Source organism: Mycolicibacter kumamotonensis (genome assembly GCF_002086285.1).
In the GTDB taxonomy this organism is placed as follows: Bacteria; Actinomycetota; Actinomycetes; order Mycobacteriales; family Mycobacteriaceae; genus Mycobacterium; species Mycobacterium kumamotonense.
The window spans coordinates 13,448-37,775 of record NZ_MVHU01000025.1 but is presented as its reverse complement, the minus strand read 5'-3'; the positions used below and the strand labels follow the sequence as shown (position 1 = coordinate 37,775).

The following is a 24,328-nucleotide window of genomic DNA, read 5'->3' as shown; positions in this document are numbered from 1 at the left end:
TTTTCGCAACCGGCGGGGGCGTAATCTCGCCACGTGGACTGGGCACGGCTATTCGCTTTCGACACACCGCCTTCGGAGATCATCGTCCGCGGCACCGTTATCTACATAGCGATTTACGCGTTGCTGCGGGTGGTGTTGAAACGTGAGGCGGGCACCAACGGCATCACCGATCTGATCGTCGTGGTGCTGATCGCCGATGCGGCGCAGAACGGGATGGCAGGCGGTTACCGGTCGGTCAGCGACGGCATCCTGTTGGTCGGGGTGATCATCGGCTGGTCCTACCTGCTGAACTGGATGGGGCATCGGTGGCCCGGCGTGGCCCGGGTACTGCGCCCGGGGCCGCTGCTGGTGATTCATGACGGTGTGCTGCTGCACGAGAACATGCGCAAGGAGATGATCACCGAGGCGCAGGTCCGCGAGCAGGCCCGCAAACAGGGGATTGCCGACCTCGCCGTCGTCCGCGAGGGCCGAATGGAATCCGACGGGCAGTTCAGCTTCCTGATCGGCGCGCCGCGCCGGGCCGCCGGTGTGAGCATCGATTAAAGGATCAGCAGCATCCGGGTGTTGCCCAGCGTGTTCGGCTTGACGTAGCTCAGGTCGAGGAATTCCGCCACCCCGACGTCGTAGGAGCGTTGCATCTCCGCGAACACCTCGGCGGTGACCGGAGTTCCATCGATCTCGGTGAAGCCATGCCGGGCGAAGAAGGCGGTCTCGAAGGTCAGCACGAACAATCGCTGCAACTGCAAGTCGCGGGCGACCTGAAGCAGGCGCTCGACGAGGGCATGCCCGATACCGCGGCCGGTCAGGTTGGGATCCACCGCGATGGTGCGCACCTCACCGAGGTCCGACCACAGCACGTGCAGGGCGCCGCAGCCCACCACGCGCTGCTCGGAGTCCTCGGCGACCCAGAACTCCTGGACCGCCTCATACAGCGTCACCAGGTTCTTCTCCAGCAGGATCTTGCCGGCGTAGATGTCGACCAGCTTCTTGATCGCCGGGACGTCGGAGGTCCGCGCGCGCCGAATCAGGGGCCGGTGGGCCGGTGGATCAGCCGCGAGGTGCACAGATGCACAGTATCGGTTTCTCGTTTTGGGCTGGGTAACGGATATTCTGTCTGCCGTGTCGGGGCAACCTCAAACCGGTCCGGCGGTGACGCGCGTCCCGGTGATCAACCTCGCGAACGCGCTGACCACCATGCGGCTGCTGTTGGTCCCGGTGTTTCTGCTGGCGCTGTTCGCCGATGACGGCCATGACGCCAAGACCCGCATCGCGGCGTTCGTCATCTTCGCGGTGGCCATCGTCACCGACCGGCTCGACGGTGCCCTGGCCCGCAACTACGGGATGGTGACCGAATTCGGCACCCTGGCCGACCCGATCGCCGACAAGGCACTGATCGGGGCCGCGTTGATCGGTCTGTCGATGCTCGGCGACCTGTGGTGGTGGGTGACGGTGCTGGTGCTGGCCCGAGAGATCGGGATCACGGTGCTGCGGTTCGCGGTGCTGCACCGCGGGGTGATCCCGGCCAGTCGGGGCGGAAAACTCAAGACGCTGGTGCAGGCGGTCGGGATCGGGCTGCTCGTTCTGCCGCTGACCGGCCCCTGGCTGGTGGCGGCCTGGGTGGTGATGACCGCCGCCGTGGTGCTGACGGTGGTGACCGGCGTGGATTACGTGATGTCGGCCGTCGCCGACCTCCGCGGGCCCGACCGCAGCTGACCGGCGCCGGGACCGGATAACACCGCCCCGGGAACCCGAACGGGCGTCGCGGGCGTTGACCTTGGTGAGTCTGTTTTCCCGGTTGACCCGATTTAAGGAGTGCACGATGACGACATTGCTGCGGGAATCGGTCGGCGAGGTGTTGCGTCAGGCCCGCACGGCACAGGGGCGCACGCTGCGTGAGGTCTCGGATTCTGCGCGGGTCAGCCTGGGTTATCTCTCGGAGGTCGAGCGGGGACGCAAGGAAGCGTCCAGCGAGTTGCTCAACGCGATCTGCGCGGCATTGCGGATCCCGTTGTCGGCGGTGCTCTTCGATGCGGGCAATCGGTTGGTGCGGGCCGAGCGGGCCGAGCGCAACACCGGGGTAACCCACATCGACGCCAGCACCAAGGTCGTCATCCCGCCGATCCGGGAGATGGCTTCGGCGTGACGGGCCCGATGGGTGCGACCGCCCCGAAGCCCGCGTGAACCCCCTCCCGATCACCGCTGACCCGATAAATTGATCAGCGGTAGGGGGCAGACGACAAACATCCGAACAACCAGACGGAGCTGACTGATGGCCAACCCGTTCGTCAAGGCGTGGAAGTACGTGATGGCGCTGTTCAACGCCAAGATCGACGAGCACGCCGATCCGAAGGTGCAGATCCAGCAGGCGATCGAGGAGGCGCAGCGCCAGCACCAGGCTCTCACCCAGCAGGCCGCGCAGGTGATCGGCAACCAGCGGCAGCTGGAGATGCGGCTCAACCGCCAGCTGGCCGACATCGAGAAGCTTCAGGTCAATGTGCGCCAGGCGCTGACGCTGGCCGACCAGGCCACCGCGTCGGGGGACAGCGCCAAGGCCACCGAATACACCAACGCCGCCGAGGCGTTCGCGGCCCAGCTGGTCACCGCCGAACAGAGCGTGGAAGACCTCAAAACCCTGCATGACCAGGCGCTGTCGGCGGCGATGCAGGCCAAGAAGGCCGTCGAACAGAACGCGATGGTGTTGCAGCAGAAGATCGCCGAGCGCACCAAGCTGCTCAGTCAGCTCGAACAGGCCAAGATGCAGGAGCAGGTCAGCGCGTCGCTGCGCTCGATGAGCGAGATCGCCGCGCCTGGTACCACCCCCAGCCTCGATGAGGTGCGCGACAAGATCGAACGCCGCTACGCCAATGCGGTCGGCGCCGCCGAGCTGGCACAGGGCTCGGTGCAGGGCCGGATGCTGGAGGTGGAACAGGCCGGCATCCAGATGGCCGGCCACTCCCGATTGGAACAGATCCGCGCGTCGATGCGCGGTGAGGCGCTGCCGGCCGGCGGCACCGCCGCGCCGAGTCAGCCCACGCCAGCGGCTCCGCAGTCAGGCGCCACCCCCACACACGAGAATCCGCTAGACCGGTAGTCGATGGCCGTGCGAGCCGGAGGCCTCAGAGGTCGTGGTCGGGGAGCCCTGATCCAGCGCGCCGTCGACCGTGCCAGCGAGGCCGCCGACCTCCTCGCCGACAAGCTGGGGGCGATGGCCGACCCGCGGGCCCGATTGCTGCGCAAGCGACGGTGGGCGCTGCGACTGGGGCTGTTCTTCGGCGCCGCATGCGGCTTCTGGATGCTGGTGACCGCCCTGCTGGCGTCGTGGGCCACGCCGGTGTGGGTCTTGTTGATCACCGGGCTGATCGCCGCCGGTGCCGCCGCCCCGGCCACGCTGCTGTTGCTGCGCTATCGCTGGCTGCGTTCGGTTCCGCTGCCGCCGGTGCGCACCGTGACCGCCCGCCGCCTGCCGCCGCCCGGATCGGCGGCGCGACCGGCGATATACGCACTGGGCGCCTCCGAACGCGGCATGGTGTCGCTGCTGGGCGTACTGGAACGCGGCCGGCTGTTGCCGGCCGATGAGATCGCCGGGCTGACCGCGGCTGTCAACGGGGCCGCGTCGACGATGGCGGCCACCGCCGCCCAGGTGGTGTCGATGGAGCGTGCCGTGCAGCACAGCGCGCAGTCGGGGGAGTACCTGGTGCCGACGATCAACGCGTTCACAGCACAGTTGAGTGCCGGCGTTCGTCAATACAACGAAATGGTCACCGCCGCAGCGCAATTGGTGGCGGCAGCAAATGACCGGTCGTCAACGACTTCTGGGGAACCGATGAATTCGCCGATGTCGCAACAGCGTTACCGCGAGGAGCTGACCAGCGCGACCGACCGCATGCTGGGCTGGGCTCAGGCGTTCGACGAACTCGCCGAGCTGCCGCGGGTCTAGATGTCGTCGGTTCGCTGATCCGCGGATTCGGGCCGCGGGCCGAAGCGTTCGATGTAAGACCGGTGGATGTGGGCGTCGCGCTCGCGCTTGCGTGCGTCGGCGAGTTCCGGGTCGAGGCCGTGCATCCGCAGCATGTGCCTGCGCCACACCTTGTTCAGCGCATGCGAGAACAGGATCGCCATGAACCAGATCGGAAACGTCATGCTCATGTGCGTCAGGAAGTCCGTCGGCAACAGCCAGAACGGGATCAGGATCAGCGTCGTCGGTACGGCGGTGCGCATGATCATGCGAACGGTGGCACCGGGTCCGGCCAGGTCGTTGCGGACCCAGTCGCGCAACTCCGGCGGCAGGGGACGCCCGTAGCAATACCGGAGGTATTGGATCGCATTGGGCCGCCGGGGCGCAGCCGCTCGGGTGTTCAACACGGTCTACATCGTAGGGCGCAGCGCGGGGAACACGGTCGCCGCGACCGCCCGCAGCGCTGCCTTGAACATATCGAAGAAGTCGAAGTAGTCGCGCCACAACGTGATTCGCCCATTGTGCACCTCGAACACCCCGCACACCCAGAACTGCAGCCGCAGCGGGCCCAGGGTCAGCGCGTCGGTGCGCTCGGTGAGCACCGCCGCGCCGTCGGCGGCGATACGGTGGATTTTCACGTCGAAGGACGCCCGGCCCGCCATCCGGCGGAACACCCCGATGGTGGCGCTGCGGCCGTAGATGGTCGGCAACCCGACGTTCTGGTACACCACGTCCTCGGCCAGGGCCGCGGCCGCGGTGTCGAGGTCATCGTCGGCGAGGGCGTCCAGGAACGTCTCCACCAGGCGGATGTTGTCGTCCGTCACGGTCTGCTGGCCAGTCGGTTCGGTCATGCCACCCAGCCTAGGCCCGACGGCCTGTGGCACGGTAGGCCGATGCGCATCGTGGTTGTCGCCGGGCCCGACCCCGGCCACGCATTTCCGGCGATCGCGTTGTGCCGGCGCTTCGTTGCCGCCGGGGACGCGCCGACGCTGCTGACCGGGGTGCACTGGCTCGACACCGCCCGCGCCGCCGGGGTGGACGCCGCGGAGCTGCTGGGCCTGGATGCCACGGCCGCCGACGACGATGCCGACGACGGGGCCAAACTCCATCAGCGGGCGGCCCGCATGGCCCAGCAGAACCGCGAGCAGCTGCGGGCGGTGGCGCCGGATCTGGTGGTCTCCGACGTCATCACCGCCTGCGGGGGAATGGCCGCCGAACTGCTCGGGATCCCCTGGGTCGAACTCAGCCCGCACCCGCTGTACCTGCCGTCCAGGGGGCTGCCGCCGATCGGCAGCGGGCTGGCGCCCGGCCGCGGGGTGCGCGGCCGGTTACGGGACACGGTGATGCGGTCGCTGACCGCCCGGTCGGTGCGATCCGGACTGCGGCAGCGCGCCGAGGCCCGGGCGGGTATCGGTCTGCCCGACCGCGACCCCGGGCCGCTGCGGCGACTGATCGCCACGCTGCCGGCCCTGGAGGTGCCCCGGCCGGACTGGCCCGCGGAGGCGGTCGTGGTCGGGCCGCTGCATTTCGAGCCCACCGAAGCGCTGCTCGCCGTCCCGCCGGGCGCCGGCCCGCTGGTGGTGGTGGCGCCCTCCACCGCGTCGACCGGGGCCGCCGGGCTGGCCGAACTGGCGTTGGAGCACTTGGTGCCCGGCGAGACGCTGCCGTCGGGCGCCCGGATCGCGGTGTCGCGGCTGACCGGCCCCGAGGTGACCCTGCCGCCCTGGGCCGTCGCCGGGCTGGGGCGCCAGGACGAACTGCTGACCCGCGCCGACCTGGTCATCTGCGGCGGCGGGCACGGCATGGTGGCCAAGTCCCTGCTGGCCGGGCTGCCACTGGTGGTGGTGCCGGGCGGGGGCGACCAATGGGAGATCGCCAACCGCGTGGTGCGCCAGGGCAGCGGCCGGCTGATCCGGCCCCTGAGTCCGGCGGCGCTGATCGAGGAGGTGGGCGCCGTGCTGGCGTCCCCGAGCTACCGCGACGCCGCGCGACGCGCCGCCGAGGGGGCCGCCGACGTCGCCGACCCGGTGCGGGTGTGCCACGAGGCGCTGTCGCGCGCTGGGTAGGTTGGGACGCGTGCGCCTGACCGAATTCCACGAGCGGGTCACGCTGCGCTTCGGTGCGGCTTACGGCGCCACGGTGCTGACCGATCACGTGCTGGGCGCGGTGGGCGGACGGACCGCCGCTCAGGCGATCGAGGACGGGGTGGAGCCCCGCGATGTGTGGTGGGCGCTGTGCGCGGACTTCGACGTGCCGCGCGATCAGTGGTGAGAGTGATCCTGCGGGCTCGTGATGCTGCGGACCAGGGCGACGGCCAGATCCGAGCAGAGCGCCGCCAGTTCGGTGGTGGATTCGACGGGGTTGGCCAGCCAGGCCTCGATGATCTGATTGACGCCGCCGACGATGAACAGGGCGCCGCGGCGTAACTCCGCGGGCGGCGGAACCTCGCCGTCGAGGACGCCGGGAGCGTGCTCGACGACCGAGTCGGTGATCAGGTCGAGGATGCGTGCGCGGTGCTCGTTGAGTCCGGGTACGGCAGACAGGTCGCTGGTGGCGATGCGGTGGATGTAGGGGTCGGCGGCGATGAGGTCGAGGAAGGCCGTCAGCGCGGAGCGCAGTTTGTCCGAGAGCGTGCCGGGATCACCGACGCCGGCGGTGACCATCGCTTCGAGCAGTTGGTCGCGGACGTCGTCGGAGACCGCGAACAGCAGCGCATCCCGGTTGGGGAACTGCTCGTAGAAGTAGCGGGGGATCAGCCCCGCGGCGGTACAGACACCGCGGACGGTGACCTCGCCGATCCCGGATTCACCCCAGATCCGGCGGCCGGCGGCGAGCAGCTTGGCGCGGCGTTCGGCACGGCGGTCGACCGCGCTGATGCCGCCGTAGTCGCGCACTACCCCCGGGCGTTTCATTGACATCACCCTACCTGCGACCTATGTTTGGAACACAGGTGTTATCCAAATAGCGTTGGAGGCTTATCTGATGAACTCGCCGGTGGTTGATGTCCCGACCCGCCATCCGGACACGCCCGGCTCGATTCCGGCCAGCATTCGGGTGCTGGCCGCGGCGTTGGGGATCGGCAAGCCCTCACCGGAGCGGTGGCGCCAGATCGGTGCGGACCTGACCGCCGGCGACGAGCCGATGCGGCGGCTGGTGCAGTGGATGTCGGAGACCGGGTCCAGCGAGACGCGGCCGATGTTCGACCGGATCCTCGCCCACGGCCTGGCCTCGATGCCCGACGCCCCGGAACCGCTGCGCGAGTTCTTCTCCGAGTTCGAGCCGATCCCGGACTGGGTCGACATGGACCGGGTCCGCCGCGGTCAGCGGGCGCTGCGCCGAGGCGGCGCTGACGGCACCTACATCGCCCGGGACGTGTCCTTCCTGGGCGGCTATCAGTTCTCCTCGTTCAACAAGACCCTGCTGCGCACCGGTGTGCTGGAAAAGGGCTCCAACAAGCGGTTCGCCGAGACGCTGCAGTGGGCGATGGATGTCACCGGCGCGGGAGGGCTCGAACCGCTCGGCGCCGGCTATCAGGCCACCATCCGGGTCCGGCTGATCCACGAGTACGTGCGCCGGCACGTGGCCGCCCTGCCGGACTGGCGCAGCGACGAATGGGGCCTGCCGGTCAACCAGACCGACATGGCCGCCACCCTGGTGGGGGCGCTGATCGCGCCGCCGGCTGCCGGGCTGGGGCTGGGCATCGTGCTGTCGCCGGGTGAACTCGAGGACATCGCGCATCTGACGCGCTACGTCGGCTGGCTGATGGGTGTTCGCGACGACTGGCTGCCGGGCAGCTTCCGCGACGGCGTCCGCATCCTCTACCAGACCTTGGGTGCGCTCTCCGAGCCCGACGAGTCGACCAAGCAACTGGCGGTCCCGATGGCAGACGACCCGCTGGAGTGGCACTTCGGTGCCATGGCCGGTGTGCGGCGTCGGATAGCGCGGTCGGCGCACCTGTCGGTGACCGGCAGCTTCCTGGGGCCGCGCACGATGCGCAAGCTGGGCCTGCCCGCCTTCGTGCTGCCGTGGTACCCGCTGGTGCGGATGCCGGTGAACCTCGTCCGCAGCGCCGCGGCGCTGCTGCTGCCCGGCGGGCTGGACCGGGCGGCCCAGCGCGGGCGCCGTGAGCAGGAGGAGTTCATGCGCATCATGATGGGCGACGAGGACACCGCCATCGGGGCGTCGGCGCACGTCATGCGGGTGGCCTAGCCGGGGGCGCAGGCACCGCCGAAAGTCCGACACGCCGACACGCCGCGTGTCGTACTTGATTCGAACATCCGTTCGCCTACTGTGGGGAGAGTTCGCCGGGCTGTCGGACCCTGTCGTTAGCGTCACGGCCAACCGACCGAGAACCGGTCAACCGAACACCGAACCACAGGGAGAGGCATCATGGCGCAAGCGCCCGATCGCGAAAAAGCACTCGAGCTGGCGATGGCCCAGATCGACAAGAACTTCGGCAAAGGCTCGGTGATGCGCCTCGGCGACGAGGTGCGTCAACCGATCTCGGTCATCCCGACCGGCTCGATCGCCCTGGATGTGGCGCTGGGCATCGGCGGTCTGCCCCGGGGCCGGGTCGTCGAGATCTACGGCCCGGAGTCCTCCGGTAAGACCACCGTGGCACTGCACGCGGTGGCCAACGCCCAGGCCGCCGGCGGGATCGCAGCGTTCATCGACGCCGAGCACGCGCTGGACCCCGAGTACGCCAAGAAACTCGGCGTGGACACCGATTCGCTGCTGGTGTCTCAGCCCGACACCGGTGAGCAGGCGCTGGAGATCGCCGACACGCTGATCCGCTCCGGCGCGCTGGACATTCTGGTCATCGACTCGGTGGCGGCCCTGGTTCCGCGCGCGGAGATCGAAGGCGAGATGGGGGACAGCCACGTCGGTCTGCAGGCCCGGCTGATGAGCCAGGCACTGCGGAAAATGACTGGCGCGCTGAATAATTCGGGCACCACCGCGATCTTCATCAACCAGCTGCGGGAAAAAATCGGAGTGATGTTCGGGTGCATGAACTATTCCACCCGGGTGACCCTTGCCGACGGCAGTACCGAGAAGATCGGCAAGATCGTCAACAACAAGATGGACGTGGAGGTGTTGTCCTACGACCCCATCGCCGACCAGTTGGTGCCGCGCAAGGTCGTGAACTGGTTCGACAACGGGCCTGCCGAGAAGTTCCTGCAGTTCACCGTCGAGAAGTCCGGCGGTAACGGCAAATCGCAGTTCGCCGCGACGCCCAACCACCTGATCCGCACCCCGGGCGGCTGGACCGAGGCCGGCGAACTGATCGCCGGCGACCGGGTCCTGGCTGCTGAACCGCACCTGCTCAGCGACCAGCAATTCCAGGTCGTCCTCGGTTCACTGATGGGTGATGGAAACCTCTCACCCAATCGGCGTGACCGAAACGGCGTCCGGTTCCGGTTGGGACACGGCGCCAAGCAGCTGGAATACCTGCAGTGGAAGACCGCGCTGATGGGCAACATCGGTCACTCAAAGCGGGAGAACGCTGCGGGTTCGCACTTCGTCGATTTCACTCCGCTTCCCGAACTGGGCGAACTGCAGCGCGCGGTGTACCTCGGGGATGGCAAGAAGTTCTTCTCCGAGGACTACCTCAAGGCGCTCACCCCGTTGGCGCTGGCCATCTGGTACATGGATGATGGCTCATTCTCGCTGCGCTCCAAGGGATTGCAGGAACGTACCACCGGTGGTAGCGGACGGATCGAAATCTGCGTGGAGGCCATGTCGGAAGGCACCCGAACCCGGCTGTGCGACTACCTGCGCGACACTCACGGGCTGGATGTGCGGCTGCGGTTGTCCGGATCGGCCGGCAAGGCGGTGTTGGTGTTCTCCACCGCCGCCACGGCCAAGTTCCAGGAATTGGTGGCGCCCTACATGGCACCGTCGATGGAGTACAAGCTGTTGCCGCGGTTCCGCGGTCAAGGCGCGTTGACGCCGCAGTTCGCCGAACCTACCCAGCATTTGGTGCCGGCTCGGGTGCTCGATGTCCATGTCAAGCCGCCGACTCGATCGATGCACCGTTTCGACATCGAGGTGGAAGGCAACCACAACTACTTCGTCGACGGAGTGATGGTACACAATTCTCCCGAAACGACCACGGGCGGAAAGGCTTTGAAGTTCTACGCGTCGGTTCGCCTGGACGTCCGGAGGATTGAGACGCTCAAGGACGGCACCGACGCGGTCGGTAACCGTACCCGGGTCAAGGTGGTCAAGAACAAAGTCAGCCCACCGTTCAAGCAGGCTGAGTTCGACATCCTGTATGGCCGGGGCATCAGCCGCGAGGGCTCGTTGATCGACATGGGCGTGGACCAGGGCTTCATCCGCAAGTCCGGTTCCTGGTTCACCTACGACGGTGAACAGCTCGGGCAGGGCAAGGAGAATGCCCGCAACTACCTGCTGGAGAACGTCGACGTGGCCAACGAGATCGAGAAGAAGATCAAAGAGAAGCTCGGCATCGGCGCCGTGCTGACCGATGGTTTGGCCGATGACGTCCTGCCCGCTCCCGTCGACTTCTGAGCCGGCCGAACCCAAGCGTGAGGAGCAGGCGAAGTCACTGTGCCTTCGCCTGCTCACCGCGCGGGCGCGTACCCGCGCCGAGCTCGCCGGTCAGCTGAGCAAACGGGGCTACCCCGACGACGTCAGCACCCGGGTGCTCGACCGGCTGGCCAAAGCGGGCCTGATCGACGACGCTGACTTCGCCGAGCAGTGGGTGCGCTCCCGGCGCGAACACGCGGGCAAGGGCCGCAAAGTGATCGCCGCCGAACTGCGCACCAAGGGCGTCGCCGACGACGTCATAGCCGAAGCGCTGGCCGGCATCGACGCCTGCGCCGAGCGGATGCGGGCCGAAGAGCTGGTGCGGATCAAACTCCGGCGGGAAACCCTCGGGGAGGACGACACCCGGGTGACCCGGCGACTGGTGGCGATGCTGGCCCGCCGCGGCTACAGCCCGTCGATGGCCTTTGACGTGGTCCGTGACGAGCTGGCCGCCGAACGGGAGCGCCGGCGGGTCTGAAACTCAGACCTCGTCGACCTCGTCTGCTTCGTCGCTGTCGGTGAAGACCTCCTTGGTCCGCTCGACGGCGTGCGTGGCGATCTCCACCGAATCCTGGACGATCGCGCTGACGCCGCCGGAGATATCCCCGCGGATGATGTCGCCGGCGTCCTCGACGATGTCGGAGGCCTTCTCGACGGCGTGGGCGGCGATGTCGCGGGCGGCGTTGAACGCGTCCTTGGGGGTGATAGCCATCAGAGTCTCCTGTCGTCGGCTGTTGCGTCCGACTCTAGACGCCGGATCACCGCCGCGCAGTGCCTAAACCACCTCGGCTCCCGGGGTGCCCTCCGGCTCGATGGTGGCCGCCTCCAACGGGTTGTGCCGCGAACGGCGCAGCCGGCGCTCCAGGCCGATCGCGCCCGCGGACAGCGCCAGATTTCCGGTGATCATCAGCGCCGCGATCACCAGCAGCGCGGGAAGGTAATTGCTGTACTGCGAGCCGACCACCGTGCCCTGACGCACCATCTCCACGAACGTGATCTGGTAGCCGATGGCGGTGTCCTTGAGCGCCACCACCAGTTGCGACACCAGCACCGGCAGCATGGCGGTGACGGCCTGGGGCAGCAGCACCAGGCGCATCGAGCCGGCCCAGTTCAATCCCAGGGCGGCCGCCGCCTCGGACTGCCCGCCGGGCAGGGCATGGACTCCGGCCCGCACGATCTCGGCGATGACGGCGCCGTTGTAGAGCGTCAGCCCGGTGACCACCCCGGCCAGGGCGATCTGCTGGGGCGGGAACGCGTCGAGCACGCCGTAGATGAAGTAGGCGAAGATCATCATGATCAGGACCGGGATCGCCCGGAAGAACTCCACCACCACCGCGCAGCTCAAGCGGACCGCCCTGACCCCCGACAATCGGCCGACACCCAGGCCGACACCCAGCACCAGCGCCAGCCCGATCGCCCAGGCCGCTGCGGTCAGTGTGCCCGCCACTCCGGGCAGCACGTAGGTCCGCCATAGGTCGGCGGTCAGAAACGGTGCCCACTTCTCGGCGGTCAGCTGGCCCTTGGCGGACAGCCGGTCATACACCACCCAGCCCAGCAGCGCCGCGGCCAGCACCGTCGCCGCCGACATGGCGCGGTGGCGGGCTCGGGCCCGCGGTCCGGGCGCGTCGAAGAGCACCGTCGCCCGCGACGCCGGCTTCATCGCGTCACCGCCCAGCGCCGGCCCAGGTATCCGAACAGCAGGCCCAGCGGCAGAGTCAGCACGACGAAACCGGCGGCGAAGATCGCGCCCACCGCGATCAGCGCCGCGGTGTTCTCCGTCATCGTCTTCATCAGCAGCGCCGCTTCGGCCACCCCGATCGCTGAGGCCAGCGTGGTGTTCTTCGTCAACGCGATCAGCACCGAGCCCAGCGGGATGATCACCGCCCGAAAAGCTTGGGGCAACAATATGATCCGCAGGTTCTGGCCGAAGCTGAACCCGAGTGACCGGGCGGCCTCGGCCTGTCCGATCCCGACGGTGTTGACCCCGGATCGCAGCGCCTCACACACGAACGACGCCGTGTAGACACCCAATCCGAGCACCGCGAGCCGAAAATTGCTGTCGTCGATCGACGTCGGCGACCGTGGGTCGGTCAGCGTCACCCCGAGTGTCTGGGCCAGACCGAACGAGCACAGCAGCAACAGCAGCGTCAGCGGGGTGTTGCGCACCAGGTGCACGTAGCCGGCGCCGAGCCAGCGCAGCACCGGAACCGGAGCCAACCGCATCGCCGCCAGTCCGGTGCCCAAGATCAGCGCCAAGGCCCCGGACAGCGCCGCCAATTCGACCGTGACGGTGAAAGCCTGCAGGATCTGACCGAGATACTCGGCGAACATCATCGCTCGATCGGCGGCGGGTCGGGCACCGCGAACTCGGCAGCGCCGAAGTTGTCGATGAACGCCGCCCGCCAGGAGCCGTCGTGTTCCATCTGCTCGATCGCGTCGTTGATCCGCCGCCGGAGGCTCTCGTTGCCCTTCTGCACGCCGATCCCGTACTTCTCTTCCGAAAACCGGTCGCCGACAAGCTTGAACGCCCCGGGGCTCTGCGCGGCATACCCGGCCAGGATCACGTCATCGGTGGTCACCGCATCGATCGCATTGTTGCGCAGGGCCTCCACGCACGCGGAGTAGGTGTCGTAGCGCTGCAGCTGCACGCCGGGATAGCGGTCTTTGATCCGTTGCGCGGGAGTGGATCCCGACACCGAACACAGCCTCTTGTGGCGTTGCAGCGATGCCGTGCCGGTGATATCGGTGTCGTCGGCCCGCACCAGCAAAGACTGTCCGGCCAGCAGGTAGGGGCCGGAGAAATCGACCTTTTGCCGCCGGGAATCGGTGATCGAATAGGTGGCGACCACGTAGTCGACCTGCCCGTTGCGCAGCAGCATCTCGCGTTGGCCGGACGGGGCTTCGATCCAGGCGATGCGTTCGGGCGGATATCCCAGCCGTCCCGCGACGTAGCGGGCCACGTCGACGTCGAACCCGCCGAGCGTGCCGTCGGGTCTTTTGACGCTCAACCCGGGTTGGTCGAACTTCACGCCGACGGTGATCTTGCCGGGGTCATGGGCGGTGCAGGCGACCGATAGGCCCGATCCCGCCGCCAGCACGACGCAGAGCCGTGCCAGCATCTGCAACCGCCGCGGCAGCAACATCAGTGGTCGAGGATCCGGGCGAGAAAGTCTTTGGCCCGGGCGGACTTGGGCTCGCCGAAGAACTCCGCCGGCGGGGCGTCCTCGACGACGGCGCCATCGGCCATGAACACCACCCGATCGGCGGCGCGGCGCGCGAAGCCCATCTCATGGGTCACGACCACCATGGTCATCCCGTCGTCGGCCAGCGAACTCATCACCGCCAGCACCTCGCTGATCATCTCCGGGTCCAGCGCACTGGTCGGCTCGTCGAACAACATCACCTTGGGGTTCATCGCCAGCGAGCGCGCGATCGCCACCCGCTGCTGCTGCCCGCCGGACAATTGGGCGGGGTGCTTGCCGGCCTGATCGGCCACCCCGACCCGTTCCAGCAGCGCCATCGCCTGGCGCTGCGCCTCGACCCTCGGGGTCTTGTGCACCTTCATCGGTGCCAGTGTGACGTTGTCGAGGATCGTCTTGTGCGGAAACAGGTTGAACGCCTGGAACACCATCCCGACCTGCGCCCGCAACCGCGCCAGCGACGCGCCCTCGGCCGGCAGCGGCTGGCCGTCGATGGCGATGGTGCCCGAATCCACGGTCTCGAGCCGGTTGATGGTGCGGCACAGGGTGGACTTGCCGGAGCCCGACGGGCCCAAAATCGCCACCACCTCGCCCCGGGCGACGTCGAGATTGACGTCCTTGAGCACGTGCAGGCCGCCGAAGTACTTGTTGACGTCCCGGATGGCGATCATCGGCACCGGATCCGGCCCGCCGCTGGTCATGGCATCCGACCCTACCGATGACGGGACCGCCGCCATATCCGGTCTTCGCAATCCGATCGGTCCGCGCCGCACCGGCCGCCGTAGCATAGTCCGGGTGAGTTCGCCGGTGATTTCCGAACAGGTGCGCACCTACGAGGTGCGCACCTACGGCTGTCAGATGAATGTTCACGACTCCGAACGCATCGCCGGCATGTTGGAGCAGGCCGGTTATCGCCGCGCCGCCGCGGGCGCCGACGCCGACGTGGTGGTGTTCAACACCTGCGCGGTGCGCGAGAACGCCGACAACAAGCTCTACGGCAACCTGAGTCACCTGGCGCCGCACAAGCGCAGCAACCCGGACATGCAGATCGCCGTCGGCGGCTGCCTGGCCCAGAAGGACAAGGACGGCGTGCTGAGCCGGGCGCCGTGGGTCGACGTGGTGTTCGGCACCCACAACCTGGGCTCGCTGCCGGTGTTGCTGGAGCGGGCCCGGCACAACCGGCAAGCCCAGGTCGAGATCGTCGAATCGCTGCGGGAGTTCCCGTCGTCGTTGCCGGCCGCGCGGGAATCGGCTTACGCGGCCTGGGTTTCCATCTCCGTCGGCTGCAACAACAGCTGCACCTTCTGCATCGTGCCGTCGCTGCGGGGCCGCGAGGTGGACCGCAGCCCGCAGGACATTCTCGCCGAAGTCGCCGCGCTGGCCGAGCAGGGCGTCATCGAGGTGACGCTGCTGGGGCAGAACGTCAACGCCTACGGGGTCTCGTTCGCCGACCCGGCGCTGCCGCGCGACCGCGGCGCATTCGCATCACTGCTGCGGGCCTGCGGGGACATCGAGGGTCTGGAACGGGTCCGCTTCACCTCCCCGCACCCGGCCGAGTTCACCGACGACGTCATCGAGGCGATGGCCCAGACCCCCAACGTCTGTCCCACACTGCACATGCCGCTGCAGTCCGGCTCGGACACCGTCCTGCGGGCGATGCGCCGCTCCTACCGGGCCGAGCGCTACCTGGGCATTCTCGACCGGGTGCGGGCGGCGATCCCGGACGCGGCGATCACCACCGACTTGATCGTCGGGTTCCCGGGCGAGACCGAACGCGACTTCGCCGACACCCTCGAGGTGGTACGGGCCGCGCGGTTCTCGGCCGCGTTCACCTTCCAGTACTCCAAGCGTCCCGGCACCCCCGCCGCCGAGCTGCCCGACCAGCTGCCCAAAGAGGTGGTCCAGCAACGCTACGAACGTCTGGTGGAGCTTCAGGAGGAGATCTCGCTGCAGGAGAACCGGGCGCAGATCGGCCGCACCGTCGAGGTGCTCGTCGCGGTCGGGGAGGGGCGCAAAGACGCGCAGACGGCGCGGATGAGCGGCCGCGCCCGCGACGGCCGGTTGGTGCACTTCACCCCGGGCGAGGCGCAGGTGCGTCCCGGCGACGTGGTGACCACGACGGTGACCGGCGCGGCGCCGCACCACCTGCTGGCCGACGGGCCGCTGCACAGTCACCGCCGCACCAGGGCCGGCGACATCGCGGCCGGACCCCCGCCCGGTGTCGGGCTGGGCATGCCGAAGATGCCGGGGGCGGCGCGGTGAGCGACCAGCCCGACAACGCCGGGCACTACAGTGACTTCGAGGCCTACCGGGCCGATATCGAAGCCGCGGAGCGCCGCGTTGCCAGCGAAATCGACCCCGGGGGTAGGGGTTTGGTCGTCGCGATCTGCGTGTTCGTGCTGCTGGCGTCGTTCCTGGCGCCACACACCGGGGCGGTGCGCGGCTGGGATGTGCTGTTCGCCGCCAACGGAGCCGACGACGCCCTGGTGGGTCTGCCGTCGCGGCTGTTCATGTGGCTGGCGCTGTTGTTCGGTGTCGGGTTCTCGATGCTGGCGCTGCTACTCCGGCGCTGGGCGGTGGCCTGGGTGGCCCTGGCCGGTTCGGCGGTGGGCAGCGTGGCGGGGCTGCTGGCCGTGTGGTCGCGCCAGACCGTCGCGGCCGGCCATCCCGGACCGGGGTTCGGCCTGATCCTGGCCTGGATCACCCTGATCGTGCTGACTTTTCACTGGGCCCGGCTGGTGTGGTCACGCACCGCGGTGCAGCTGGCCGCCGAGGAGCAGCGCCGCCGCAGCACCGCACAGCGTCAGGTGCTGGGCCTGCTGGACGAGCTCAGGCCTCCCGAGGACCGACCGCCGGGCGAGTAGCCGCCGGCGCGCTTCTGCCCTCGCGGCTGCCCCGGTAGGCCCGGGCGCGTAGTCCCGCGAGCCATCGGGGACGCAGGTGCACATCCGGAGGCGTGTTCACGACCGGGTCGAACGACACGTCATGGCCCTGATCGAGGCCCGTGAGCACCAGGTGGGCCAGCGGGCGAAACCCCGCGGTGCCGTGGGCCTGGTCGAGTTCGAAGCAGACCTCGTCTCGCTCGATCCGGTTGCCGATGCTGCCCAGCGCCAATCCGTAGCCGGGGATCGGTGTGGTCAGCCGCGCTCGCAGCCACCACACGTCGCCCTGATAGTCCAGCGGCATGAGCGTGGTCATCGTCAGCCCGGCCCACGACGCGACGGGGCGCAGTCCCACGGCCCGGCCGAGCGGCCCGGAACCCGCCGACACCAGCAGGATGTCCCAGGGCCCGTGCGGGGCCGGCACCCGCAGGGCCAGGCCGATCGCGTCGGGCAGCGCCCCCGGGGTTCCCGCGCCCTTGGAGATCCGGGCGGCCACCGCCGAGGATTCCACCGGCAGGCCCTCCGCAGTGGGTGCGACCCGCTCCAGGAAGCCGATCGCCAGCACACCGGCGGGATGGAAGAACCGGCGGTACAGGGCCGCGGCGCCCCAGCGGAACAGCTGTGCGGCCGGGTCCATCAGCGCCGCGGCACGTCGCCGCGCCACCCGCCGGTCTCCGCGGGCTGGCTCTCGATGAAGTCCTTGAACCGCTCGAGGTCGGCGTGCACACGGTGGTCGAGCAGGTTCAGCTTGTCGGCGACGTTCTCCAGGACCCCCTCCGGGTCGATGTCCATCTGGGTGGTCACCCGGGTGGTGTTCTCGTCGATCTTGTGGAACGTGACCACGCCGCCGTGACGGGGACCGTTCTCCGACCGCCAGGCCACCCGCTCCTCGGGGTGCTGTTCGGTGATGGTCGCGTCGAACTCGCGGGTCGCGGGCCCCACCTTGATCGTCCAGTGCAGGTGCGTGTCGTCGCGCTGCTCGATGCGCTCAACGCCGTCCATGAACTGCGGGAACGACTCGAACTGGGTCCATTGGTTGTAGACCGTCCGGATCGGACGCTTGACGTCGAGTGCCGCGGTGATATTGCTGGCCATACCTACCCCCCGTGAGATTGGTCGTTGTCACGGAGGGGTTAACCCGACATGCCCGGCCGCCAAACATCGGCCGGGTCAGCGCCGGTTGAGCGCCTGTTCGGCGGCCTGGGCCCATTGCCGCCACTGCTCGGCGCTGGCGGTGGCCTCCGCGGCCTCCTTCTCCCGCCCCGCGGCCTGGGCCTTGCGTGCTTGACGTTCGAATTGCTCAGCGCGGGTACGGAACTGGGCGGCGCGGGCTTCGGCCTCCGGATCCACCCCGGAGGCGTCCGCGGCGGCGCCGGCGTCCCGCACCTTCTTCTCCACCGCCCGCAGTCGCCGCTCCAGTTCGGCGGAGCGCTCCCGGGGCACCTTGCCGATCGCGTCCCATTTGGTGACGATCGAGCGCAGCGCGGCGCGCGCGGCATGCTGGTTGGCCGGGTCGATCCGCTCCGCCTCGGCCAGCAGCGCCTCCTTCGCCGTGGCATTGGTGACCAGTTCGGCGTCGCGTTCGGCGTTGGCGGCGTTGCGCGCCGTGAAGAAGGTGTCCTGCGCGGCCTTGAACCGCTGCCACAGCGCCTCGTCGACGTCCCGGCTGGCCCGCCCGGCCGCCTTCCAGGTGTTGAGCAACTCCCGGAACGCGGCACTGGTGGCCGCCCAGTCGGTCGAGCCCGCCAGCTCCTCCGCGCGCCGGCACAATCGTTCTTTCTCCTCGCGCGCCCCGGCCCGCCCCCGGTCGAGTTCGGCGAAGTGCGACCCGCGACGCCGGTTGAAGGTGTCCCGGGCCGCCGCGTACCGCTTCCACAGGGCGTCGTCGGTCTTACGGTCCAGACCGGTGATCGTGCGCCACTCCTCGAGGATGGTTCGCAGCCGGTCACCGGCGGCTTTCCACTGCGTGGAATTGGCGGCCAGCTCCTCTGCCTCGGCGGCCAGCGCCTCCTTGCGGGCCGTCGCCGCGGCCCGCTGCTCGTCGCGCTGGGCCCGGTTGGCGGCGGCGATGGCGTCGGCGTGCTCACTGACCGCGGCGATGCGTGCCGCCAGCGCGTCGACGTCACCGAGGACGCTGGCCGTGGGCAGTGACTCGGCCAGCGCCGTCGCGGACGCCTTGATCTTGCGAGCGTCGCCGCTTCCGGAGGCCAGCCGCTCCTCGAGCAGGGTGACCTCGGTGCTCAGGTCGTCGAATCGCCGGCCGAAGTGCGCGAACGCGGCCTCGCGGTCGCCGGCCTGCCAGGAGCCGATCTGCCGCTCACCGGCCGAGGTGACCAGCCATACGGTGCCGTCGTCGTCGACCCGGCCGAATCGGTGCGGATCGCCGGTCGGGGGAGCGGCGATCACCGGGCCGGGCCGAGCACCCGGTTTGGGGCCGGGACGGGGCCCCGGGCGTGGCCCCGGGCGTGGAGCGGGGGCGGACGAACCGCTGTCGATGGTCATCGCTGTCGTCACCTAACCCTTCGCGGGTAGACCCGCGCATCTGCCGCGCACCGCGGCGCCTTCGATCTGCCTAGAAACATTCAAGAGTATTCAAGCAGTTACCCGCCGTCCTGCGCGGCCATCTCGCCAGCAGCCGGGCCGACCCGGCTCCGGCCTGTATTCTTGCGCCGGTTGAGGGAGGCTCATGTCGACAGGCAATGTCATCGCGGCGCTGCTCGCTCTGTGCGCCGCGCTGGCGTCCGCGATCGGCGACGTGATTCGCCAGCGGTCCGCCCAGGAGATCACCGACCGGCAGGTCGGTCACCTGCAGTTGTTCTGGTTGTCGCTGCGCGACCCGCGCTGGTGGGGCGGCGGCGCCGCGGCGGTGGCCAACTACGCGCTGCAGGCGGTGGCACTGGCGGTGGGCTCGGTGATGCTGGTGACCGGGCTGCAGGTGACCGCGCTGCTGTTCGCGCTGCCGATGTACGCCTGGCTGACTCATCGCCGGGTCAGCAACTGGGAGTGGATGTGGGCCGTGGTGCTGGCCGCGGCGCTGGCGGTGGTGGTGGTCGTGGGTGACCCGACCGAGGGCAAGCAGCACGCGCCGGCGAGCACCTGGATCGCGGTGTCGGTGGTGGTGGTGACGTTGTTGCTGGCCTGCGTGGTGGGTGCCCGCAGGCTGCGGGGCCGGCCGGCCGCCGCGGTGCTGCTGGCGGTGGTGGCCGGTACTTCGCTGGCGGTGTTCGCGTTGCTGACGAAAGTGCTCGTGGAGCTGATCAAGGCCGAAGGCCTGGAAGACGCGCTGGAGTCGCCCGTGGTGGTGCCGTGGCTGGTGGCGACGCTGGCCGGCATGATCTTCCAGCAGTCGGCGTTTCGGGCCGGCGCGCTGACCGCCTCGATGCCGACGATGATCGTGGCCAAACCGCTGGTGGCCAGTGCGCTGGGCGTGCTGCTGCTCAACGAGCACATTCAGGCCGGCGGGGTCGAGGATGCCGCGGTGATCATCGGGGTGGTGCTGATCGTCATCGCGACGGCGGCGCTGGCGCGCGGTGAGGCCGCCACCATCGTCGCCGAGGCCGGCGGCGCCGACCGGGCTGACCCGGTGCCCTCGCCGACGAGCAGCTAATTTGGTTTCGTGCTGGGCCCGATAGCGATCATGCCTTCGGCGCCGGTGCTGGTGCCCGAACTGGCCGGTGCCGCCACGGAGGCGGCCGAGCTGCGGGCCGCGGCGCTGGCCGCCGCGGGATCCCTGCCGCCACGCTGGCTGGCCCTCGGTGCCGGCGACACCGCGGTGCACGGCCCTGACAGTGCGGGCACCTTCGCGGGATTCGGCGCCGACGTGACCGTGCGCCTCTCACCGGGCGCCGACCGGACGGCCGACCTGCCGCTGTGCGCCTTGGTCGCCGGGTGGGTGCGCGGACGGATCGGGCCGGATGCCTCGGTGGTGGTGCACGCCCACAGCGAGCCGGCCGCCGCGGTGGCCGCCGGGCGGCGACTGCGCGCCGAGATCGACCGGTCACCGGAGCCGATCGGGGTGCTGGTGGTGGCCGACGGTGCCACCACCTTGACCGCGGCCGCACCGGGCGGGCATCACCCGGCCGACATCGACCGCCAGCGCGCCCTCGACGACGCCCTGGCCGCCGGCGACGCCGCCGCCCTGGCCGCATTGCCGCCGCAGATCGTCGGGCGGGCGGGTTTCGCGGCGCTGGCCGGACTGGCCGGGACCACACCCCGCAGCGCCACCCAGCTCTACCGTGACGCCCCCTACGGAGTCGGCTACTTCGTCGGAGTCTGGGAGCCGTGAGACCGATCGCCGTGGTCGGTCCCACCGGCACCGGCAAGTCGCAGCTCGCCCTGGAGCTCGCCGAAGCTCTGGGGGAATCGGGGACATCGGCGGAGATCGTCAACGCCGACGCCATGCAGCTCTACCGCGGCATGGACATCGGCACCGCCAAGCTGTCGCCGCAGGAGCGATGCGGCATCGCGCATCACCAACTCGACGTCCTCGACGTCACCGAGACCGCGACCGTCGCCCGCTACCAGCAGGCCGCCGCCGCCGATGTCGAGGCGATCGCCGGCCGCGGTGCGGTCCCGATCATCGTCGGCGGGTCGATGCTGTATCTGCAGGCACTGCTCGACGACTGGTCGTTTCCGGCCACGGATCCGGCGGTGCGGGCCCGCTACGAGCGACGGCTGTCCCAGGTCGGGGTGGCGGCGTTGCACGCCGAGCTGGCCGTTGCCGACCCGGCCGCCGCGGCGGCGATCCTGCCCACCGACGGCAGACGGATCGTGCGGGCGCTGGAGGTGGTCGAGCTGACCGGCCAGCCGTTCGCCGCGTCCGCGCCCACCATCGGCGCGCCCCGCTGGGGCACGGTGATCATCGGCCTGGACTGCGACACCACCCTGCTCGACGAACGACTGGCCGCCCGCACCGAGACGATGTTCGCCCGCGGACTGGTCTCAGAAGTTCAGACGCTGCTGGCGGCCGGGCTGCGCGACGGGGTCACCGCCGCCCGCGCGCTGGGCTACGCCCAGGTGATCGCCGCACTCGATGCCGGCGGCGGGGACCGCGAGCTGGCCGCGGCGCGCGAGCAGACCTTCATCGGCACCCGCCGCTATGTGCGCCGCCAACGTTCCTGGTTTCGCCGCGACCACCGCATCACCTGGTTGGACGGTGCCGCCGACGGTCTGCTCGACGCAGCGCTGACCGCGTGGCGGCAAGTATCCTGAGCGCATGCTCTTCGCCAAGGGACACGGCACCCAGAACGACTTCGTCGTCTTGCCGGATCTGGGCGTGGAACTGGACCTGACCCCCGCGGCGGTGGCCGCCCTGTGCGACCGGCACCGCGGCTTGGGCGCCGACGGGTTGTTGCGGGTGACCACCGCCGGTGCCGCGGCCGCCGCCGGAGTGCTCGGCCGGCTGCCCGAAGGGGTCTCCGCCGAGGACTGGTTCATGGACTACCGCAACGCCGACGGGTCGGTGGCCGAGATGTGCGGCAACGGGGTCCGGGTCTTCGCCCACTACCTGCGGGCCACCGGTCTGGAATCCCGCGACGAGTTCGTCATCGGCTCGCTGGCCGGGCCGCGCCCGGTGACCGTGCACCACGCCGACGAGGTGCGTGCCGAGGTCACCGTCGACATGGGTAAACCGAACCGGCTCGGCAGCGGAGGCCCGGCTTTCGAAGCCCTGGTCGGCGGGCGGCGATTCGCCGGGCTCGGGGTCGACGTCGGCAATCCGCACCTGGCGTGCGTGGATCCGGGGCTGTCGATCGCCGAGCTAGCGGCCCTGGATGTGGCCGCACCGGTCTCGTTCGACCGGGCCCAGTTTCCCGACGGGGTGAACGTGGAGATCCTGACCGCTGTCCACGACGGCGCGGTCGCGATGCGAGTGCACGAGCGCGGGGTCGGCGAGACCCGGTCCTGCGGCACCGGCACGGTGGCCGCGGCGGTGGCCGCGCTGGCCCACTCCGGTGCCTCGACCGGCACACTGCGCGTCGACATCCCGGGCGGGCAGGTCAGCGTCACCGTCACCGAGGCGACCAGCTACCTTCGCGGTCCGTCGGAACTGGTGGCGCGCGGGGACATCGCCTCGGGGTGGTGGGCGGCGCAGTGAGCTATCCCGAGTCCGGGCCACCACCGCCGAGCACCGGTGAGCTCGCCCTCGACGACCGCTCGGCGCTGCGCCGGGTCGCGGGGCTGTCCACCGAACTCGCCGACGTCTCCGAGGTCGAGTACCGCCAGCTGCGGCTGGAGCGGGTGGTGTTGGTCGGGGTGTGGACCGAGGGCAGCGCCGCCGAGGCCGACGCCAGCATGGTGGAGCTGGCGGCGCTGGCCGAAACCGCCGGCTCCGAGGTGCTCGAAGGGCTGATCCAGCGCCGGGATCGGCCCGACCCGTCGACCTACATCGGCTCCGGGAAAGCCGTCGAGCTGCGTGAGGTGGTGCTGGCGACCGGCGCCGACACCGTCATCTGCGACGGAGAGCTGTCTCCGGCGCAGCTGACCGCGCTGGAGAAGGCGGTCAAGGTCAAGGTGATCGACCGCACCGCGCTGATCCTGGACATCTTCGCCCAGCACGCCACCAGCGCCGAGGGCAAAGCGCAGGTGGCGCTGGCCCAGATGCAGTACATGCTGCCGCGGCTGCGCGGCTGGGGCGAGTCGATGTCGCGGCAGGCCGGTGGCCGGGCCGGCGGCAGCGGCGGCGGGGTGGGGTTGCGCGGCCCCGGTGAGACCAAGATCGAAACCGACCGGCGCCGCATCCGGGAGCGGATGGCCAAGCTGCGCCGTGAGATCAAGGCGATGAAACAGGTGCGCGACACCCAGCGCAGCCGCCGCCTGACCAGCGACGTGCCGTCGGTGGCGATCGTGGGCTACACCAACGCCGGCAAGTCCAGTCTGCTCAATGCACTCACCGGGGCCGGCGTGCTGGTCCAAGACGCGCTGTTCGCCACGCTGGAACCCACCACGCGCCGTGGACAATTCGATGACGAACGGCCCTTCGTGCTGACCGACACGGTCGGTTTCGTGCGCCATCTGCCCACCCAGTTGGTGGAGGCGTTCCGGTCCACACTGGAGGAGGTCGCCGACGCCGACCTGCTGGTGCATGTGGTCGACGGTTCCGACCCCGCACCGCTGGCCCAGATCAGCGCGGTGCGTCAGGTGATCTCCGAGGTGATCGCCGAGCGGGATGGCAAACCGGCGCCGGAACTGTTGGTGGTCAACAAGATTGACGCCGCCGGAGATCTGACGTTAGCTCAGCTGCGCCGTGCGCTGCCCGACGCGGTGTTCGTTTCGGCGCGCACCGGCGACGGTATCGACGCGCTGCGCCGCCGAATGGGACAACTGGTGGCGCCGGTCGACACCGCCGTGGACGTCGTCATCCCTTACGGCCGCGGCGATTTGGTGGCCCGAGTGCATGACCAGGGCAGGGTGCAGCACACCGAGCACGGCGAGGGCGGTACCCGGATCCGCGCCCGGGTCCCGGCCGCACTGGCGGCCAGCCTGCGCGAATTCGACCGCTGCTAGCCCGTTCGGCGTGTGATCGGTCACACGGTTTCGGGGTGTGCGCACGGGTGCGCTAGGCTGGAACCCAACACTGGTGTGAAGGAAGTGACGCCAGTACGTCGTGGAACGCTTACTCACCGCCGACCTCTGTGGTGAGAGGTGCGATCCAGCACAAGCTCTTCTCGCGGCGATCGATATTGCTCACCGGCAATCTCGCCACTTTGCGCTCAACCGATAGACCCCGTCGTCACGGCAGCCTG

29 protein-coding genes are annotated in these 24,328 nt (G+C 69.5%); 17 read left to right on the top strand and 12 right to left on the bottom strand.

What is annotated here, in order from left to right; genetic code table 11:
• Positions 1-33: 33 nt before the first annotated feature.
• Positions 34-543 carry a DUF421 domain-containing protein gene (locus BST28_RS16060; RefSeq protein WP_019736785.1) on the top strand — a complete coding sequence of 170 codons (510 nt, stop codon included), beginning with the start codon at positions 34-36 and terminating at the stop codon, positions 541-543.
• On the opposite strand, the gene BST28_RS16055 is transcribed toward BST28_RS16060, so the two are convergent.
• Positions 540-1,064 carry an amino-acid N-acetyltransferase gene (locus BST28_RS16055; RefSeq protein ID WP_019736784.1) on the bottom strand — a complete coding sequence of 175 codons (525 nt, stop codon included), beginning with the start codon at positions 1,062-1,064 and terminating at the stop codon, positions 540-542. The genes BST28_RS16060 and BST28_RS16055 overlap by 4 nt on opposite strands.
• A 55-nt stretch (positions 1,065-1,119) precedes the next feature.
• Between BST28_RS16055 and pgsA the strand changes: the two genes are divergently transcribed.
• The 4 genes from pgsA to pspM all read left to right on the top strand — a co-directional run bounded on the left by pgsA (position 1,120) and on the right by pspM (position 3,937).
• On the top strand, positions 1,120-1,713 hold the full coding sequence (pgsA, locus tag BST28_RS16050) for a CDP-diacylglycerol--glycerol-3-phosphate 3-phosphatidyltransferase (RefSeq protein WP_029249147.1): 594 nt from the start codon (positions 1,120-1,122) through the stop codon (positions 1,711-1,713).
• Positions 1,714-1,819: 106 nt separating this feature from the next.
• Positions 1,820-2,143, top strand: coding sequence for a transcriptional regulator ClgR (gene clgR / locus BST28_RS16045; protein ID WP_019736782.1), 324 nt, complete (start codon positions 1,820-1,822; stop codon positions 2,141-2,143).
• A gap of 126 nt (positions 2,144-2,269) precedes the next feature.
• Positions 2,270-3,091, top strand: coding sequence for a phage shock protein PspA (pspA, locus tag BST28_RS16040; RefSeq protein WP_019736781.1), 822 nt, complete (start codon positions 2,270-2,272; stop codon positions 3,089-3,091).
• A gap of 3 nt (positions 3,092-3,094) precedes the next feature.
• Positions 3,095-3,937 carry a phage shock envelope stress response protein PspM gene (gene pspM, locus BST28_RS16035; protein ID WP_083081841.1) on the top strand — a complete coding sequence of 281 codons (843 nt, stop codon included), beginning with the start codon at positions 3,095-3,097 and terminating at the stop codon, positions 3,935-3,937.
• Here pspM and BST28_RS16030 read toward each other — a convergent pair.
• Positions 3,934-4,359 carry a DUF5313 domain-containing protein gene (locus BST28_RS16030; protein ID WP_029249146.1) on the bottom strand — a complete coding sequence of 142 codons (426 nt, stop codon included), beginning with the start codon at positions 4,357-4,359 and terminating at the stop codon, positions 3,934-3,936. The genes pspM and BST28_RS16030 overlap by 4 nt on opposite strands.
• A 6-nt stretch (positions 4,360-4,365) precedes the next feature.
• Entirely contained in the window at positions 4,366-4,806 is a 441-nt protein-coding gene (locus BST28_RS16025) for a limonene-1,2-epoxide hydrolase family protein (protein ID WP_019736778.1), read from the bottom strand.
• A gap of 42 nt (positions 4,807-4,848) precedes the next feature.
• Here BST28_RS16025 and BST28_RS16020 point away from each other — a divergent pair, with 42 nt between their 5' ends.
• Both BST28_RS16020 and BST28_RS16015 read left to right on the top strand, forming a co-directional pair.
• A complete protein-coding gene (locus tag BST28_RS16020) occupies positions 4,849-6,021 on the top strand; it encodes a glycosyltransferase (RefSeq protein ID WP_065288261.1) in 1,173 nt (390 codons plus the stop codon).
• A gap of 10 nt (positions 6,022-6,031) precedes the next feature.
• Positions 6,032-6,226 (top strand): DUF3046 domain-containing protein, encoded by a 195-nt coding sequence (locus BST28_RS16015; protein WP_019735103.1) that lies wholly within the window; start codon positions 6,032-6,034, stop codon positions 6,224-6,226.
• Here the strand turns inward: BST28_RS16015 and BST28_RS16010 are convergent.
• Positions 6,217-6,867, bottom strand: coding sequence for a TetR/AcrR family transcriptional regulator (locus BST28_RS16010; RefSeq protein ID WP_043334847.1), 651 nt, complete (start codon positions 6,865-6,867; stop codon positions 6,217-6,219). The genes BST28_RS16015 and BST28_RS16010 overlap by 10 nt on opposite strands.
• 70 nt (positions 6,868-6,937) lie before the next feature.
• On the opposite strand from BST28_RS16010, the gene BST28_RS16005 reads away from it, so the two are divergent.
• From BST28_RS16005 to recX, 3 genes are all read left to right on the top strand, one after another.
• Positions 6,938-8,164: an oxygenase MpaB family protein gene (locus BST28_RS16005; protein ID WP_019735101.1), complete on the top strand. Its 1,227-nt coding sequence runs from the start codon at positions 6,938-6,940 to the stop codon at positions 8,162-8,164.
• Between the two features lie 180 nt (positions 8,165-8,344).
• Positions 8,345-10,486, top strand: coding sequence for an intein-containing recombinase RecA (recA, locus tag BST28_RS16000; protein WP_019735100.1), 2,142 nt, complete (start codon positions 8,345-8,347; stop codon positions 10,484-10,486).
• Positions 10,455-10,982: a recombination regulator RecX gene (recX, locus tag BST28_RS15995; protein ID WP_019735099.1), complete on the top strand. Its 528-nt coding sequence runs from the start codon at positions 10,455-10,457 to the stop codon at positions 10,980-10,982. The genes recA and recX overlap by 32 nt, the downstream gene beginning before the upstream one ends.
• A gap of 3 nt (positions 10,983-10,985) precedes the next feature.
• On the opposite strand, the gene BST28_RS15990 is transcribed toward recX, so the two are convergent.
• The 5 genes from BST28_RS15990 to BST28_RS15970 all read right to left on the bottom strand — a co-directional run bounded on the left by BST28_RS15990 (position 10,986) and on the right by BST28_RS15970 (position 14,405).
• Positions 10,986-11,216 carry an Rv1893 family protein gene (locus tag BST28_RS15990; RefSeq protein ID WP_019735098.1) on the bottom strand — a complete coding sequence of 77 codons (231 nt, stop codon included), beginning with the start codon at positions 11,214-11,216 and terminating at the stop codon, positions 10,986-10,988.
• A 63-nt stretch (positions 11,217-11,279) separates the two neighbouring features.
• Positions 11,280-12,164: an amino acid ABC transporter permease gene (locus BST28_RS15985; RefSeq protein WP_083081838.1), complete on the bottom strand. Its 885-nt coding sequence runs from the start codon at positions 12,162-12,164 to the stop codon at positions 11,280-11,282.
• Positions 12,161-12,838 carry an amino acid ABC transporter permease gene (locus BST28_RS15980; protein WP_019735213.1) on the bottom strand — a complete coding sequence of 226 codons (678 nt, stop codon included), beginning with the start codon at positions 12,836-12,838 and terminating at the stop codon, positions 12,161-12,163. Before BST28_RS15980 ends, BST28_RS15985 begins: the two co-directional genes overlap by 4 nt.
• Positions 12,835-13,647: a glutamate ABC transporter substrate-binding protein gene (locus BST28_RS15975; RefSeq protein ID WP_109510906.1), complete on the bottom strand. Its 813-nt coding sequence runs from the start codon at positions 13,645-13,647 to the stop codon at positions 12,835-12,837. The genes BST28_RS15980 and BST28_RS15975 overlap by 4 nt, the downstream gene beginning before the upstream one ends.
• Entirely contained in the window at positions 13,647-14,405 is a 759-nt protein-coding gene (locus BST28_RS15970; protein WP_019735215.1) for an amino acid ABC transporter ATP-binding protein, read from the bottom strand. Before BST28_RS15970 ends, BST28_RS15975 begins: the two co-directional genes overlap by 1 nt.
• Here BST28_RS15970 and miaB point away from each other — a divergent pair.
• Both miaB and BST28_RS15960 read left to right on the top strand, forming a co-directional pair.
• On the top strand, positions 14,404-15,966 hold the full coding sequence (gene miaB, locus BST28_RS15965) for a tRNA (N6-isopentenyl adenosine(37)-C2)-methylthiotransferase MiaB (RefSeq protein WP_083081856.1): 1,563 nt from the start codon (positions 14,404-14,406) through the stop codon (positions 15,964-15,966). The genes BST28_RS15970 and miaB overlap by 2 nt on opposite strands.
• Entirely contained in the window at positions 15,963-16,568 is a 606-nt protein-coding gene (locus BST28_RS15960) for an Rv2732c family membrane protein (RefSeq protein WP_083081836.1), read from the top strand. Before miaB ends, BST28_RS15960 begins: the two co-directional genes overlap by 4 nt.
• Here the strand turns inward: BST28_RS15960 and BST28_RS15955 are convergent.
• The 3 genes from BST28_RS15955 to BST28_RS15945 form a co-directional block, all read right to left on the bottom strand.
• Entirely contained in the window at positions 16,534-17,223 is a 690-nt protein-coding gene (locus BST28_RS15955) for a phosphodiesterase (RefSeq protein ID WP_083081853.1), read from the bottom strand. The two genes, BST28_RS15960 and BST28_RS15955, sit on opposite strands and share 35 nt — an antisense overlap.
• Positions 17,223-17,681 (bottom strand): SRPBCC family protein, encoded by a 459-nt coding sequence (locus BST28_RS15950; RefSeq protein ID WP_083081834.1) that lies wholly within the window; start codon positions 17,679-17,681, stop codon positions 17,223-17,225. Before BST28_RS15950 ends, BST28_RS15955 begins: the two co-directional genes overlap by 1 nt.
• A gap of 75 nt (positions 17,682-17,756) precedes the next feature.
• Entirely contained in the window at positions 17,757-19,088 is a 1,332-nt protein-coding gene (locus BST28_RS15945; protein WP_083081831.1) for a DUF349 domain-containing protein, read from the bottom strand.
• Positions 19,089-19,272: 184 nt separating this feature from the next.
• Between BST28_RS15945 and BST28_RS15940 the strand changes: the two genes are divergently transcribed.
• From BST28_RS15940 to hflX, 5 genes are read left to right on the top strand one after another with little or no spacing between them, the layout of a single operon-like run.
• Positions 19,273-20,193 carry a DMT family transporter gene (locus tag BST28_RS15940; protein WP_019735221.1) on the top strand — a complete coding sequence of 307 codons (921 nt, stop codon included), beginning with the start codon at positions 19,273-19,275 and terminating at the stop codon, positions 20,191-20,193.
• Positions 20,194-20,202: 9 nt separating this feature from the next.
• Positions 20,203-20,871, top strand: a complete 669-nt coding sequence (locus BST28_RS15935; RefSeq protein ID WP_065288258.1) for a class III extradiol ring-cleavage dioxygenase family protein — start codon at positions 20,203-20,205, stop codon at positions 20,869-20,871.
• A complete protein-coding gene (gene miaA / locus BST28_RS15930; RefSeq protein WP_065288257.1) occupies positions 20,868-21,797 on the top strand; it encodes a tRNA (adenosine(37)-N6)-dimethylallyltransferase MiaA in 930 nt (309 codons plus the stop codon). The genes BST28_RS15935 and miaA overlap by 4 nt, the downstream gene beginning before the upstream one ends.
• Positions 21,798-21,801: 4 nt before the next feature.
• Positions 21,802-22,680 carry a diaminopimelate epimerase gene (gene dapF, locus BST28_RS15925; RefSeq protein ID WP_019738258.1) on the top strand — a complete coding sequence of 293 codons (879 nt, stop codon included), beginning with the start codon at positions 21,802-21,804 and terminating at the stop codon, positions 22,678-22,680.
• Complete coding sequence (hflX, locus tag BST28_RS15920; RefSeq protein WP_029249431.1) at positions 22,677-24,089, top strand: GTPase HflX; 1,413 nt, start codon at positions 22,677-22,679, stop codon at positions 24,087-24,089. The genes dapF and hflX overlap by 4 nt, the downstream gene beginning before the upstream one ends.
• The last annotated feature ends 239 nt before the right edge of the window (positions 24,090-24,328 follow it).

Bases quoted from the DNA above. Each gene is read 5' to 3' on its own strand.
- recX (WP_019735099.1), top strand. From the start codon at position 10,455: ATGACGTCCTGCCCGCTCCCGTCGACTTCTGAGCCGGCCGAACCCAAG.
- BST28_RS16005 (WP_019735101.1), top strand. From the start codon at position 6,938: ATGAACTCGCCGGTGGTTGATGTCCCGACCCGCCATCCGGACACGCCC.
- dapF (WP_019738258.1), top strand. From the start codon at position 21,802: ATGCTCTTCGCCAAGGGACACGGCACCCAGAACGACTTCGTCGTCTTG.
- BST28_RS15990 (WP_019735098.1), bottom strand. From the start codon at position 11,216: ATGGCTATCACCCCCAAGGACGCGTTCAACGCCGCCCGCGACATCGCC.
- recA (WP_019735100.1), top strand. From the start codon at position 8,345: ATGGCGCAAGCGCCCGATCGCGAAAAAGCACTCGAGCTGGCGATGGCC.
- BST28_RS16020 (WP_065288261.1), top strand. From the start codon at position 4,849: ATGCGCATCGTGGTTGTCGCCGGGCCCGACCCCGGCCACGCATTTCCG.
- pspA (WP_019736781.1), top strand. From the start codon at position 2,270: ATGGCCAACCCGTTCGTCAAGGCGTGGAAGTACGTGATGGCGCTGTTC.
- BST28_RS15945 (WP_083081831.1), bottom strand. From the start codon at position 19,088: ATGACCATCGACAGCGGTTCGTCCGCCCCCGCTCCACGCCCGGGGCCA.
- BST28_RS15975 (WP_109510906.1), bottom strand. From the start codon at position 13,647: ATGTTGCTGCCGCGGCGGTTGCAGATGCTGGCACGGCTCTGCGTCGTG.
- BST28_RS15940 (WP_019735221.1), top strand. From the start codon at position 19,273: ATGTCGACAGGCAATGTCATCGCGGCGCTGCTCGCTCTGTGCGCCGCG.
- miaB (WP_083081856.1), top strand. From the start codon at position 14,404: ATGGCATCCGACCCTACCGATGACGGGACCGCCGCCATATCCGGTCTT.
- BST28_RS16010 (WP_043334847.1), bottom strand. From the start codon at position 6,867: ATGAAACGCCCGGGGGTAGTGCGCGACTACGGCGGCATCAGCGCGGTC.
- BST28_RS15970 (WP_019735215.1), bottom strand. From the start codon at position 14,405: ATGACCAGCGGCGGGCCGGATCCGGTGCCGATGATCGCCATCCGGGAC.
- pspM (WP_083081841.1), top strand. From the start codon at position 3,095: ATGGCCGTGCGAGCCGGAGGCCTCAGAGGTCGTGGTCGGGGAGCCCTG.
- clgR (WP_019736782.1), top strand. From the start codon at position 1,820: ATGACGACATTGCTGCGGGAATCGGTCGGCGAGGTGTTGCGTCAGGCC.
- BST28_RS15955 (WP_083081853.1), bottom strand. From the start codon at position 17,223: ATGGACCCGGCCGCACAGCTGTTCCGCTGGGGCGCCGCGGCCCTGTAC.
- BST28_RS15950 (WP_083081834.1), bottom strand. From the start codon at position 17,681: ATGGCCAGCAATATCACCGCGGCACTCGACGTCAAGCGTCCGATCCGG.
- BST28_RS15980 (WP_019735213.1), bottom strand. From the start codon at position 12,838: ATGATGTTCGCCGAGTATCTCGGTCAGATCCTGCAGGCTTTCACCGTC.
- BST28_RS16025 (WP_019736778.1), bottom strand. From the start codon at position 4,806: ATGACCGAACCGACTGGCCAGCAGACCGTGACGGACGACAACATCCGC.
- BST28_RS15985 (WP_083081838.1), bottom strand. From the start codon at position 12,164: ATGAAGCCGGCGTCGCGGGCGACGGTGCTCTTCGACGCGCCCGGACCG.